This window comes from Streptomyces maremycinicus, from assembly GCF_001184025.1.
GTDB classification, from domain to species: Bacteria; Actinomycetota; Actinomycetes; order Streptomycetales; family Streptomycetaceae; genus Streptomyces; species Streptomyces maremycinicus.
In genome coordinates, this window is the sequence record NZ_BBYG01000010.1 from 447,913 (window position 1) to 461,696 (window position 13,784).

A 13,784-nucleotide genomic window follows, 5' to 3' on the forward strand; every position below is an offset into this window, starting at 1 on the left:
GTCACCGGAGGAACGCGGCCGCCACACCCGCGTCGACGGGGACGTGCAGTCCGGTGGTGTGGGTGAGTTCGCCGCCGGTGAGCGCGAACACCGCGTTTGCGACGTGGTCCGGCAGCACCTCACGCTTGAGGATGGTCCGCTGGGCGTAGAACTCGCCGAGCTTCTCCTCCTCGATGCCGTAGGTCGCGGCCCGCTGGGCGCCCCAGCCGCCCGCGAAGATGCCCGACCCGCGCACCACGCCGTCCGGGTTGACACCGTTGACGCGGATGCCGTGCTCGCCCAGCTCGGCCGCCAGCAGCCGGACCTGATGGGCCTGGTCGGCCTTGGTGGCGGAGTAGGCGATGTTGTTCGGGCCGGCGAAGACGGCGTTCTTCGACGCGATGTAGACGATGTCGCCGCCCAGCTCCTGCGCGATCATCACCCGCGCCGCCTCACGCGAGACGAGGAACGAACCGCGGGCCATGATGTCGTGCTGGAGGTCCCAGTCGCGGGCCGACGTCTCCAGCAGCGGCTTGGAGATCGAGATCCCGGCGTTGTTGACGACGAGGTCGACCCCGCCGAAGGCGAGCGCCGCGGCCCGGAAGGCGCCGGCGATCTGCTCCTCGGAGGTCACGTCGACGGTGACGGCGACGGCCCTGTCGGGGCCGCCGAGCTCCTCGGCGACGGCGGCCGCGTTCTCGGCGTTCAGATCGGCGACGACGACGCACGCGCCCTCGGCCGCCAGCCGGTGCGCGATGGCCTTGCCGATCCCGCTGCCGGCACCGGTGACCAGGGCCACCCGGGTGGCCAGCGGCTTCGGCGCGGGCATCCGCTGGAGCTTGGCCTCCTCCAGGGCCCAGTACTCGATGCGGAACTTCTCCGCCTCCTCGATCGGCGCGTACGAGGACACCGCCTCCGCGCCGCGCATCACGTTGATCGCGTTGACGTAGAACTCGCCGGCGACGCGCGCGGTCTGCTTGTCCTTGCCGAAGGAGAACATGCCCACGCCCGGGACCAGCACGATCGCCGGGTCGGCGCCGCGCATCGCGGGCGAGTCGGCGTCGGCGTGCCGGCCGTAGTAGGCGGCGTACTCCTCGCGGTACTCGGCGTGCAGCTCCTTCAGCCGCGCGACCGCGTCCTCGACCGCGACGGTGGGCGGCAGGTCCAGGACCAGCGGCCGCACCTTGGTGCGCAGGAAGTGGTCCGGGCAGGAGGTGCCGAGCGCGGCGAGCCGCGGGTGCTCGGCCCGCGCCACGAAGTCGAGCACGGGGTCGGAGTCCGTGAAGTGCCCCACCTGGGGGCGGTCCTGGGAGGCGATGGCCCGCACGTACGGCGCGAGCGCGGCGGCCCGCTCCCGGCGCTCGTCCTCGGGCAGCGCCGCGTAGCCCTCGAGGACCGGCCCGAACGGATCGGCCTTCCCCTTCTCCGCGAGGAAGGTCTCGGCGGTCCGGATGATGTGCAGCGAGTTGCGCTCGCACTCCTCGGAGGTGTCGCCCCAGGCGGTGATGCCGTGGCCGCCGAGGACACAGCCGATCGCCTGCGGGTTCGCGGCCTTCACGGCGGCGATGTCCAGCCCCAGCTGGAAGCCCGGCCGCCGCCAGGGCACCCACACCACGCTGTCACCGAAGCACTCGGCGGTCAGCTTCTCCCCGTCGGCCGCGCAGGCGAGCGCGATCCCGGAGTCCGGGTGCAGGTGATCGACGTGGGCCGCGTCGACGAGTCCGTGCATGGCGGTGTCGATCGAGGGCGCCGCTCCGCCCTTGCCGTGCAGGCAGTAGTCGAACGCGGCGACCATCTCGTCCTCGCGCTCGACGCCCGGGTACACGCCCTTCAGCGCCCGCAGCCGGTCCAGCCGCAGCACGGCCAGGCCCGCCCCGGTGAGTGTCCCGAGGTCCCCACCGGACCCCTTCACCCACATCAGCTCGACGTCCCCGCCGGTCACGGGGTCGGTGTCGGTGCCCTTGGCGGAGGTGTTGCCGCCGGCGTAGTTGGTGTTGCGCGGATCGGCGCCGAGCCGATGGGACCGACCGAGCAGAGCGGCGGCTTCGGGGTGGGTGGTCATGCGGATTCCTTACTTCTCGAACGCGGATGAGGGGGGTGTCCGAAGGGGCGCGGGGCGGTGTCGCGTCGCGGCTCCCGCCGCGCGGGCGCGACCGGCCACGACGGGCCCGCGGTCCGCGGCGGACGGGTGACGGCGGACGCTTATGCGCCCCACCCCGCCTGCTCCCCGCCGACCCGCGAGGCAACGATCTTCTCGGCGTACCCGGACGCCCGGTACGCGGCCATGGGGTCGGGGTCCAGCCCCGACTCCTCCCGCACCTCACGCAGCAGCGGACGCACGTCCGTGTTGTACGCGTCCATCACCACCGCGTTCGCCTCCAGCACGTCGCCGGACGCCTGCGCGGCGGCCAGCGCCGACCGGTCGACCAGCAGCGCCTTCGCGGTGGCCTCCTGCACGTTCATCACGGACCGGATGATCGCCGGGATCTTCGCCTCGATGTTGTGGCACTGGTCGAGCATGAACGCCACATCGGACGTGAACCCACCGCCGCGCACCACCTCGTACATGATCCGGAACAGCTGGAACGGGTCGGCGGCACCGACCATGAGGTCGTCGTCCGCGTAGAACCGCGAGTTGAAGTCGAACCCGCCGAGCTTCCCCTCGCGCAGCAGCGTGGCGACGATGAACTCGATGTTGGTGCCGGGCGCGTGGTGCCCGGTGTCCACCACGACCTGCGCCTTCGGGCCGAGCTTGAGGCAGTGCGCGTAGGCCGTGCCCCAGTCCGGCACGTCCGTGGAGTAGAAGGCGGGCTCGAAGAACTTGTACTCCAGCAGCATCCGCTGCCCGTCCCCGAGCCGCTCGTACACCGCGGAGAGGCCCTCGGCGAGCCGGTCCTGCCGCTCCCGGAGGTCGTCCTGGCCGGGGTAGTTCGTGCCGTCGGCGAACCACAGCTTCAGGTCGGCCGAGCCCGTCGCGTCCATGATGTCGACGCACTCGAGCAGATGATCGAGCGCCTTGCGCCGCACCGCCGCTTCCGGGTGGCAGATGCTGCCCAGCTTGTAGGCGTCGTCCTGGAAGGTGTTGGAGTTGATCGCCCCCAGCTTCACGCCGCGGTCCTCGGCATGTTTCGCAAGTGCGGAGTAGTCCTCCACCTTGTCCCACGGGATGTGCAGGGCCACCGTCGGGGCGGCGCCGGTGAAGCGGTGCACCTGCGCCGCGTCGTCCAGCTTCTCCTGCGGGGTGCGCGGTACGCCGTCCTGGGCGAACACCTTGAAACGGGTGCCTGAGTTCCCGTACGCCCACGACGGCGTCTCGACGGCCTGGGTCTTCAGCGCGGCCTTCACCGCGGCGAGGTCGGTCACTTCGGGCTCCTGTGACATCGGTCCGGAACAACTCCCGGATGAAACGATTCAGTAGGGGAAGCTATGAGGCTCCGAGAAGAGTGTCAAGCCCTCCGGCCTGCTTCGTTCTCCGTGACCGGCGCGTGACCTTCGGCTATCGAAAACTTTTCGAGACGTACCCATTGACGTGACATGGCCGGGATGTCTAACGTCCCGGCAATCCAGTTGAAACCTTTCACGACGCTGTGAGGGCCTGTCCCAGGCGTCGTCGAGGAGCCATTTATGACTCACCCGTCCGACGCGGGACCGGCCCCGGTGCTGGCGTTGAAGGACGTGACCAAGTCCTTCGGCGCCGTTCGCGCCCTGCGGGGCGTCTCCCTGGAACTGTTCCCCGGCGAGGTGCACGCCCTCGCCGGCGAGAACGGCGCGGGCAAGTCCACGCTCATCAAGACCCTCGCGGGAGTGCACCGGGCCGACGCGGGCCGGGTGCTGCTCGACGGTGAACCCGTCGTCTTCCACGGCCCCGGCGACGCCCGCGACGCCGGTATCGCCGTGATCTACCAGGAGCCCACGCTCTTCCCCGACCTGTCGATCGCCGAGAACATCTTCATGGGCCGCCAGCCCCGGCGCGCACTCGGCCGCATCGACCACAAGGCCACCCACGCGGCCACCGCCGACCTGATGCGGCGCCTGGGCGTCGAACTCGACCCCGACCGCCCGGCGCGCGGCCTGTCCATCGCGGACCAGCAGATCGTGGAGATCGCCAAGGCGCTCTCCTTCGACGCCCGCGTCCTGATCATGGACGAGCCGACCGCCGCCCTCACCGGCAGCGAGGTCGCCCGGCTGTTCGGCGTCGTGCGCACCCTGCGGGAACAGGGCGCGGCGGTGCTGTTCATCTCGCACCGGCTGGAGGAGATCTTCCAGATCTGCCAGCGGGTGACCACCCTGCGCGACGGTGCCTGGATCGCCAGCGAGCCACTGGCGGACATGACCGAGGACGACCTGGTCCGCCGGATGGTCGGCCGCGACCTCGACGAGCTCTACCCCAAGCAGGACGTGACCCCGGGCGAGGTCGCCCTCAGCGTCCGCCGGCTGACCCGGGAGGGAGTCTTCACCGACGTCTCCTTCGAGGTACGGCGCGGCGAGATCGTCGGACTCGCCGGACTCGTCGGCGCCGGACGCACCGAGGTCGCCCGGGCCGTCTTCGGCATCGACCGCTGGGACGCCGGCGAGGTGGAGGTCCAGGGCCGCCGGCTGACGAACGGCGCCCCCTCCACCGCGATGGCGGCCGGCCTGGCGCTGGTCCCCGAGGACCGGCGGGCCCAGGGCCTGGTGATGGACATGTCCATCGAGCGCAACATCGGCCTGACCGGCCTGCGGACGACCGTGAAGGCCGGCCTGATGGACCGTGGCGCCGAACGCAGCCGCTCCCTCGACTGGGCGGTCAAGCTCCAGGTCAAGTACGCCCGGATCGCCGACACCGTCAACACGCTGTCCGGCGGCAACCAGCAGAAGGTCGTCCTCGCCAAGTGGCTGGCCACCGGCCCCAAGGTGCTCATCGTCGACGAGCCGACCCGCGGCATCGACGTCGGCACCAAGGCCGAGGTGCACCGGCTGCTCAGCGAGCTGGCCGCCGACGGGGTCGCCGTCCTGATGATCTCCTCCGACCTGCCCGAGATCCTCGGCATGGCCGACCGCGTGCTGGTGATGCACGAGGGCAGGCTCGCCGCCGAGATCCCCCGTACCGAAGCCACCGAGGAAACCGTGATGGCCGCAGCCACCGGGAGGGCAGCCGCATGACGGTGACCACCTCCCCCGAGGCCCCCGTCGCCGAGGTGCCCAAGTCCAGCGGCACCCGGCTGGTCGACCGCGTCTTCAAGATGCGCGAACTCGCCATCCTGGTCGTCTTCCTGGTGATGATCGCCGTCACCCAGGCCGGCAACAGCGAGTTCCTGTCCGAGCAGGGCATCAAGGACCTGCTGCTGAACGCGACCATCCTGGTGCTGGTCGCCACCGGTCAGTCCCTGGTCGTCATCACCCGCAACGTCGACCTGTCGGTCGGCTCCACCCTCGGCATCAGCGCCTTCGCCGCCGGCACGTACCTGCAAGGCGGCGGCAACCCGGTGATCGCGATCGTGCTGGCGGTCCTGCTGGGCGTCGGCTTCGGGCTCCTCAACGGCCTGCTGGTCAGCCTCGGTCAGGTGCCCGCCCTGGTCGTCACCCTGGGCACGCTGTACATCATCCGCGGTATCGACTCCATCTGGGTCGGCTCCCGCCAGATCACCGCCGCCGACCTGCCCGACTCCTTCGTCGACTTCGGCTCCGGCGGAGTGTCCGCGGTGCCGTGGCTGGCGCTCATCGCGCTCGCCGTCCTCGTCGCCACCGCGTACTACCTCAAGCACTTCGGCAGCGGCCGCGAGCTGTACGCGCTCGGCTCCAACCCGGAGGCCGCCCGGCTGGCCGGCATCCCGGTCCGCAAGCGGATCCTCGCCGCGTACACCTTCTGCGGCGCTCTCGCCGGCCTCGCCGGGGCGATGTACCTGGCCCGGTTCGGCAACGTCGACTCCGGGACCGGCAACGGCTACGAACTCACCGTCGTCAGCGCGGTCGTGGTCGGCGGCGTCGTCTTCACCGGTGGCTCCGGCAGCGTCTACGGCGCGGCCCTCGGCGCCCTGCTGCTCACCTCCATCAACAGCGTCCTGCCCGCGCTCGGCGTCAGCTCGGTCTGGGTGCTCGCCATCAACGGCGTGCTCCTGCTGCTGGCCATCGCGGTCGACCGGATCGTCGCCCTGCGGGTGGCGGCCGCGCTGAAGAAGAAGTCGGCGGCGGCCCGGACCGGCGCCACCCCCGCCTCCGCCAAGCCCACCGTCAAGAAGGGAGACGCCGGCCATGCCTGAGTCGCTCACCCGCGCCGTCCGCTGGGACACGGTCGTCGGCGCCCTCCTGATCGTCCTGCTGCTGTTCTCGTTCTCCTTCGTGGACGGCTTCGGCAACGCCCTCAACCTGTCGTTCCTCATCGGCAACACGCTGCCCATCGCGCTCATCGCGCTGCCGATGACCCTGCTGGTCGTCTCCGGCGAGATCGACCTGTCCGTCGCCTCCACCGCCGGACTGTCCGGCGCGGTGATGGGCGCCCTGTGGAACCAGGGCCTCACCATCGAGGCGATCATCCCGATCTGCCTGCTCCTCGGTGTGGTGTGCGGGCTGGTCAACGGTCTGCTCGTGACCCGCCTCGGGCTCCCCTCGCTCGCCGTCACCATCGGCACCATGGCCGCCTACCGGGGCATCGCGCAGATCGTGCTCGGCTCCGACGCGGTCACCGACTTCCCCACCCAGTACCTGGACTTCGCGGCCGGCCGGCTGGGGGACACCTTCCTCCCGCAGGCCTTCCTGCCCTTCGTCGTCCTGCTCGCGATCGCCGTGGTCGTGCTGCACGCCACCCCGTTCGGCCGCTCGCTGTTCGCGATCGGCGCCAGCGAGGAGGCCGCCCGGTTCGCCGGCATCCGGGTCCGGCGGCACAAGCTGATCCTGTTCACGGTGACCGGCCTGATGGCCTCCCTCACCGGCATCTTCTGGGCCCTGCACTACGCCAGCGCCCGCTACGACAACGCCACCGGCCTCGAACTCTCCGTCATCGCGGCCGTCCTGCTCGGCGGTATCGACTTCGACGGCGGCAAGGGCACGCTCGGCGGTGCCGTCGCGGGAGTCTTCCTGCTCGGCGCCGCGCAGAACGTCATGAGCCTCCAGGACGTCTCCGCCCAGTCGCAGATCGTCGTCACCGGCGTCCTGCTCGTCGTCTCCGTGCTCGGCCCCCGGGTCGCACGGCAGATCTCCGTCGCACGGGCGGGCCGTAGAGCCACGGCCCCGACTCCGACGGCTTAACCCCGCTTCGCTCACCTCGTAAAGGAACCCCGTGATGCGCAAGTCATCCCTCCGTCGTGCCTGTGCGGCCCTGGCCGCCGTCTCCTCCCTCGCGCTCGCCGCCACCGCCTGCGGCGGCACGACCAAGGAGGACGTGAAGAACGAGAGCACCGGCGCCGCGGCCTCCGCCGGCAAGGCCGACCCGAACGCGGCCACCAAGAAGGGCCTGACCGTCGGCTTCCTGCCCAAGCAGGTCAACAACCCCTACTTCACCACCTCCGACAAGGGCGGCGAGGCGGCTCTGAAGGAGCTGGGCTCCAGCTACAAGGAGGTCGGCACCAACAGCGGCACCGACACCTCCGGACAGGTCTCCTACGTCAACACGCTGACGCAGCAGCAGGTCGACGCGATCGCCGTGTCCGCCCAGGACCCGGGCGCCCTGTGCACCGCGCTCAAGCAGGCCATGAAGAACGACATCAAGGTCGTCACCTACGACTCGGACACCAACCCCGACTGCCGCAACGCCTTCGTCTCGCAGGCGTCCGCGGAGGACCTGGGCCGTACCGAGGTTCAGCTGCTCGCCGAACAGATCGGCTACAAGGGCGAGATCGCGATCCTGTCCGCCGCGCAGACGGCGACGAACCAGAACACCTGGATCGACTTCATGAAGGACGAACTGAAGGACGCCAAGTACAAGGACATCAAGCTCGTCAAGGTCGCGTACGGCGACGACGACGCCCAGAAGTCCTTCCAGCAGACCCAGGGCCTGCTCCAGGAATACCCGAACCTGAAGGGGATCATCTCCCCGACCACCGTCGGCATCAAGGCGGCGGCCCAGTACCTGTCGGGCTCCAAGTACAAGGGCAAGGTCAAGCTGACCGGCCTCGGCACGCCGAACGACATGCGCACCTACGTCAAGAACGGCACCGTCGACGCCTTCGAGCTGTGGGACCCGGCGAAGCTCGGCGCGCTGGCCGCGCAGACGTCGGTGGCGCTGGTCTCGGGCCAGATCACGGGCGCGGAGGGCGAGACCTTCAAGGCCGGCGGCACCACCTACACCATCGGCAAGGACGGCGTGATCAGCCTCGGCAAGCCGACCGTGTTCGACGCCAAGAACATCGACCAGTTCAACTTCTAGTCCCCGGTAGCTTCGACTCCCCGCACAGGAGCGGTACTTCATGCAGCGTGTCTGTTTCCTTCTCAAGGTCCGGCAGAACCGGCTCGCCGAGTACCGCGAACGCCATGCCGCCGTGTGGCCGGAGATGCTCGACGCTCTCTCGGCCACCGGCTGGCACAACTACTCCCTCTTCCTGAGAGACGACGGCCTGCTCGTCGGCTATCTGGAGACCGAGGACTTCGCCGCCGCCCAGGCCGGCATGGAGGCCACCGGCGTCAACGCCCGCTGGCAGGCGGAGATGGCGCCGTTCTTCGAGTCGCTCGACGGGGCCCGGCCCGACGAGGCGATGAAGCCCCTCACCGAGGTCTTCCACCTCGCCTGACACCCCCCGCCCCGGCCCCGTCCCCGCCCCGGCCCCGTCCCCGCCCCGTCCGGTCCCCGCCCCCTCCTCTCCGCTCCCCGTCCCCTCCGTCCCCCTCTCCCTCCGTTTCCCGCTCTCGCAGACGATGGAGTCCTCCGAGATGAGACGACGCACCCTGCTGGCCGGCGCCCTCCTGGGCGCCACGGCGTCCCCCGCCCTCGCCGCCGGCACCGCCCGCGCGGCCGCCCCCGGCCCCTCGGTCACCAGGAAGGCCACCGGCCGACTCGACGCCGCGGCCGTCTTCTTCGTGTCCTACGACGGCCTGGTCAACAACAACTCGTTCCAGAAGAACGGCCTGTTGACCTACAAGGGCCACCAGTACGCCGCCTGGTACACCTCCACCAGGTACGCGGTCGTCGCCCGGCGCGTCCTCGGCGGCACCACCTGGTCCACCGTCACCCTCGCGCACCGTCTCAAGGCCGACGACTCGCACAACGTCATCTCCATGGGCGTCTCGAAGACCGACGGCCGTCTGCATCTCACCATGGACTCCCACAGCGACGGCTTCTTCTACGTGAAGTCGGTGGCCGGACTCCTGGACGACCCGGCGGGCACCTCCTGGACGTCGTCCGTCTTCGGCGCCGTACAGACCACCCTCGACGGCCTCGCGCTCACCGACCGGTTCACCTACCCGCAGTTCATCGCCACCCCCGAGGGCCGACTCCAGCTCAGCTACCGGGTCGGCGTCTCCGGCGACGGCCGCAACGCCCTCGCGGAGTACGACGGTTCGGCCTGGACGAACCTCGGCGAGTGGTCCGGCTCCACCGGCACCTACACCAGCGAGCACGGCACCTCGACGGTCCGCAGCATGTATCTGCACGGCATCGACTACGACGTCAACGGCCGGCTGCACGCGTTCTTCACCTGGCGTGAGCAGAACGGCGCGGTGATGTGCTCCGGCGGCGGCATCACCAACCACGACACCGGTTACGTCCACTCCGCCGACCGGGGTCGCACCTGGCGCAACGACGCGGGCGCCGTCGTCGGCACCACGGGCGGCTCCGACAAGGTCGCCGTCACGGACGCCGGACTCGTGGTGGACGCGCTCGGCCCCGACCACTCCCTGATGAACCAGGAGAGCCAGGCCACCGACTCCACCGGCCTCCCGCACGCGATCATCAGCTACGTGCCCGGCCGCTTCGGCCAGTGCACCACCGACTACGTCCGCGACCGCACGGCGGACGGCCGCGCCTTCCATCTGCGCAAGAACTCCTCCGGGAGCTGGCAGAAGACGGAGATACCCGTGGTCCTCGGCTCCAGCCAGCGCACCAAGCTGGTCCTGGACAAGTACGACAACGCGTACGCGATCTTCCCCTTCGGCCGGATAGCCGGGGCCTCCAAGGCCTCCGGCCACACGGACTGGAGGGTGCTCTTCGACGGCAGCGGCCTCAACGCCTTCGGCGAGGTCGTGATCGACGAACTGCGCGTCAAGGCCGACAACACCCTGTCGATCATGTATCAGGAGAAGTCGAGCGGGACGACCCCCTCGGCGCTCCACGTCGTCGACTTCGCACTGCCCGCATGACCCGCATCCGACCCGTATCCGTACTCGGAAAGGGGTGCGGCGGGGTGACGGTAATGTGAAGGCCGTCCCGCCGTATCCCGTTCACCTGGAGGTCCCCGCCTGATGGCCCAGCCGGTGGGAATCAAGGACGTCGCCCGTGCCGCCGGAGTATCCGTCGGCACGGTCTCGAACGTCATCAACCGCCCGGACACCGTCGCCACCGAGACCCGGGCGCGCGTGCTGTCGGCGATAGACCGGCTCGGCTACGTGCGCAGCGAGTCCGCCCGGCAGCTGCGCGCGGGACGCAGCCGGATCATGGGGCTGCTCGTCCTCGACATGGGCAACCCGTTCTTCGTGGACGTCGCCCGCGGTGCCGAGCGGGCCGCCCGTGACGCCGGGCTCGGTGTGATGGTCTGCAACAGCGCCGAGAGCGCCGGCGAGGAGGCCGAGTACCTGTCGCTCTTCGCCGAGCAGCGGGTGCGGGGCGTGCTGCTCACCCCGGCCGACGCGACCGGCCGCAACATCGCCTCGTTCCGCCGCCACGGCATCCCCTTCGTCCTCGTCGACCGGGTCTCCGAGGGCACCACCGAGTGCTCGGTGTCCGTGGACGACGTGGCGGGCGGCGCGCTCGCCGTACGGCATCTGGTGGACGCCGGACACCGCTCGATCGCCTACGTCAGCGGTCCGCCCGGCTTCACCCAGGTCCGCGACCGCCGTACCGGAGCCCTGAACGCGCTCGCCGAGGCGGGCCTCGGCCCGGAGTGCCTGCGCGAGCTGCCCACCGAGCGGCTCGACGTGGCCGCCGGGCGGGACGCGGGCGCCCGTCTGCTGGGCCTCGGCGACCGCCGCCCGACCGCCGTGTTCTGCGCCAACGACCTGCTCGCCCTCGGCGTGCTCCAGGCGATGTACGCGGCGGGGGTGAAGGTCCCGGAGGATCTGGCCATCGTCGGCTACGACGACATCGAGTTCGCGGCCGCCGCGGCCGTCCCCCTCACATCGGTCCGGCAGCCCGCCGTCACCATGGGCGCCCTGGCCGCCGAGATGCTGCTGGAGGAGACCGAGGCGCAGGCGGCGGGGACGGGAGGGGCGGGCGCCGCCCGGCACGAACACCGGCGGGTGGTGCTCCAGCCGGAGCTGGTGGTGCGCAGGTCCAGCCTCTCGTCGCGCTGAGCGGCGGTCCGGCGGCCGAGCCGGGCGCGCCGAGCGGCGGTCCACCGGCCGGGTCGGCGTGCCGAGCGGCGGTCCAGCGGCCGAGCCCGGCGTGCCGAGCGGCGGTCCAGCGGCCGAGCCCGGCGCGCCGAGCGGAGATCCAGCGGCTGAGCGGCCGTTCAGTAACGGTGCTGAGTGCCCGTTCAGTAGCTGTTCATGATCCCCCGGGCTCCTGTACCGCCCGGACATGTGCTGAACTGGGACGCGGCCCTTACACCGATCGTCCCGGGAGCCTCCGTTGTCCGTCAGCTACCGCCAGCCCGGCGTGGTCCTCACCGACCGACGCTTCACCGTGCCCCTCGACCACGCCGACCCGCGGGGGGAGACGATCGGGCTCTACGCCCGCGAGGTCGTCGCGAGCGAGAAGGCGGACCAGGACCTGCCGTGGCTGCTCTACCTCCAGGGCGGCCCCGGCTTCGGCGCCAACCGCTTCATCGGCCGGCCGGCCTGGCTCGGGCGCGCGCTGAAGGAGTTCCGCGTCCTGCTCCTCGACCAGCGGGGCACCGGCCACTCCACCCCGGCCAACCGGCAGACCCTCCCGCTGCGCGGCGGTCCGGCCGAACAGGCCGACTATCTGACGCACTTCCGCGCCGACTCGATCGTCCGCGACTGCGAGCTGATCCGGCGTGAGATCACCGGCGGCGCCCCCTGGACCGTCCTCGGCCAGAGCTTCGGCGGCTTCTGCACGCTCACCTATCTCTCCCTCGCCCCCGAGGGTCTCGCCGCCGCCCTGATCACCGGCGGTCTGCCCGCGCTCGACGCGCACGCCGACGACGTGTACCGCGCCGCCTACCCGCGCATGGAGCGCAAGGTCGCCGCGCACTACGCCCGTTACCCGCAGGACGTCGAACGCGTCCGCCGTATCGCCGACCACCTCCTCCACCACGAGGTGACCCTCCCGAACGGCCACCGGCTCACCGTCGAGGCCTTCCAGACGCTCGGCATCCTGCTCGGCGGCGGCGAGGGCAGCCACCGCCTGCACCACCTCCTCGAAGAGGCCTTCGTCCCCACCCCGGACGGCCCTGCGCTGTCCGACGCCTTCCAGGAGGAGATGCAGAACCACCTCTCCTTCGCCGGACACCCTCTCTACGCCCTCGTCCACGAGGCGGTCTACGGCCAGGACAGCCGGCCCACCGCCTGGGCCGCCGAACGGGTGCGCGCAGAGTTCCCGCAGTTCGACGCGGCCAAGACGCTCACCGGCGACGGGCCGCTGCTGCTCACCGGCGAGACCATCCACCCCTGGATGTTCGACACCGACCCCGCGCTGCGCCCGCTGCGCGAGACCGCCGAACTCCTCGCCGCCCGTACCGACTGGCCGCCCCTGTACGACGCGGCGCGCCTCGCCGCCAACGAGGTCCCGGTCGCGGCGGCGGTCTACCACGACGACCTGTACGTCGACACCGCGCACTCCCTCGACACCGCCCGTGCCGTCCGCGGCCTGCGCACCTGGGTCACCGACGAGTTCGAACACGACGGCGTCCGGGCCGGCGGCCCCCGGGTCCTGGACCGGCTGCTGGCTCTCGTCCGTGACGAGGTGTGACGGGTTCGTCACGCGTTAGTCTGCGGGCATGACCGAGCCGACGACCACCCAACTCCAGCCCATGCCCGACGACTGGCGGCGCGCCCTGGCCGTGGTGGCGCATCCGGACGACCTCGAATACGGGTGCTCCGCCGCCGTCGCCGCCTGGACCGACGCCGGCCGCGAGGTCGCCTATGTGCTGGCGACCCGGGGCGAGGCGGGCATCGACACCCTCGCGCCCGCCGAGTGCGGTCCGCTGCGCGAGCGGGAGCAGCGGGCCAGTGCGGCCGTGGTGGGGGTGTCGACGGTCGAGTTCCTGGACCACCGGGACGGCGTCGTCGAGTACGGGCCCGCCCTGCGGCGCGACATCGCCGCCGCTGTCCGCCGCCACCGCCCCGAACTGGTGATCACCCTCAACCACCGCGACACCTGGGGCGGGGTCGCCTGGAACACCCCCGACCATGTCGCGGTCGGCCGCGCCACCCTGGACGCGGCCGGGGACGCCGGGAACCGCTGGATCTTCCCGGAACTCGCCGAACAGGGCCTGGAGCCCTGGAACGGCGTGCGCTGGGTCGCGGTCGCCGGCTCCGCGACGCGCACCCACGCCGTGGACGCCTCGGCGGGACTTGAACGGGCGGTCGGCTCGCTGCTCGAACACCGCGCCTACATCGGGGCGCTGACCGACGAGGAACCGGAAAGCTACGTACGGGGCTTCCTGACCGGGGTGGCGAAGTCGGTGGGCGAACGGTTCGGCGGCCGCCCGGCGGTCGCGTTCGAGCTGTTCGCCCGATAATCGGGCAGGTCGGCCCGTATCCCGTGCGTAGGCTGTGCG

General features: G+C 71.1%; 11 protein-coding genes. 9 read left to right on the forward strand and 2 right to left on the reverse strand.

The features are described 5' to 3' along the window. Position 1: 1 nt before the first annotated feature. Positions 2-2,041 carry a bifunctional rhamnulose-1-phosphate aldolase/short-chain dehydrogenase gene (locus AOQ37_RS09585; RefSeq protein WP_062643229.1) on the reverse strand — a complete coding sequence of 680 codons (2,040 nt, stop codon included), beginning with the start codon at positions 2,039-2,041 and terminating at the stop codon, positions 2-4. A gap of 140 nt (positions 2,042-2,181) precedes the next feature. Beyond that, positions 2,182-3,342, reverse strand: a complete 1,161-nt coding sequence (rhaI, locus tag AOQ37_RS09590) for an L-rhamnose isomerase (RefSeq protein ID WP_062643230.1) — start codon at positions 3,340-3,342, stop codon at positions 2,182-2,184. Between the two features lie 261 nt (positions 3,343-3,603). Between rhaI and AOQ37_RS09595 the strand changes: the two genes are divergently transcribed. From AOQ37_RS09595 to AOQ37_RS09635, 9 genes are all read left to right on the forward strand, one after another. Continuing rightward, the gene (locus tag AOQ37_RS09595; protein ID WP_062643232.1) at positions 3,604-5,121 is read left to right on the forward strand and encodes a sugar ABC transporter ATP-binding protein; all 1,518 of its coding nucleotides are present in this window, start codon (positions 3,604-3,606) and stop codon (positions 5,119-5,121) included. Next, a complete protein-coding gene (locus tag AOQ37_RS09600) occupies positions 5,118-6,218 on the forward strand; it encodes an ABC transporter permease (protein WP_062643233.1) in 1,101 nt (366 codons plus the stop codon). Before AOQ37_RS09595 ends, AOQ37_RS09600 begins: the two co-directional genes overlap by 4 nt. After that, positions 6,211-7,203 carry an ABC transporter permease gene (locus tag AOQ37_RS09605; protein WP_062643235.1) on the forward strand — a complete coding sequence of 331 codons (993 nt, stop codon included), beginning with the start codon at positions 6,211-6,213 and terminating at the stop codon, positions 7,201-7,203. Before AOQ37_RS09600 ends, AOQ37_RS09605 begins: the two co-directional genes overlap by 8 nt. Positions 7,204-7,237: 34 nt before the next feature. Then, positions 7,238-8,320, forward strand: coding sequence for a rhamnose ABC transporter substrate-binding protein (gene rhaS / locus AOQ37_RS09610; RefSeq protein ID WP_062643237.1), 1,083 nt, complete (start codon positions 7,238-7,240; stop codon positions 8,318-8,320). A gap of 40 nt (positions 8,321-8,360) precedes the next feature. After that, positions 8,361-8,681, forward strand: a complete 321-nt coding sequence (locus AOQ37_RS09615) for an L-rhamnose mutarotase (protein ID WP_062643239.1) — start codon at positions 8,361-8,363, stop codon at positions 8,679-8,681. Between the two features lie 139 nt (positions 8,682-8,820). Beyond that, a complete protein-coding gene (locus AOQ37_RS09620) occupies positions 8,821-10,245 on the forward strand; it encodes a BNR repeat-containing protein (protein WP_062643240.1) in 1,425 nt (474 codons plus the stop codon). A gap of 102 nt (positions 10,246-10,347) precedes the next feature. Then, on the forward strand, positions 10,348-11,394 hold the full coding sequence (locus AOQ37_RS09625) for a LacI family DNA-binding transcriptional regulator (protein ID WP_062643242.1): 1,047 nt from the start codon (positions 10,348-10,350) through the stop codon (positions 11,392-11,394). Between the two features lie 277 nt (positions 11,395-11,671). Beyond that, positions 11,672-12,973 carry an alpha/beta fold hydrolase gene (locus AOQ37_RS09630; protein WP_062643244.1) on the forward strand — a complete coding sequence of 434 codons (1,302 nt, stop codon included), beginning with the start codon at positions 11,672-11,674 and terminating at the stop codon, positions 12,971-12,973. Between the two features lie 28 nt (positions 12,974-13,001). Then, entirely contained in the window at positions 13,002-13,745 is a 744-nt protein-coding gene (locus tag AOQ37_RS09635; protein ID WP_062643246.1) for a PIG-L deacetylase family protein, read from the forward strand. Positions 13,746-13,784: the final 39 nt, after the last annotated feature.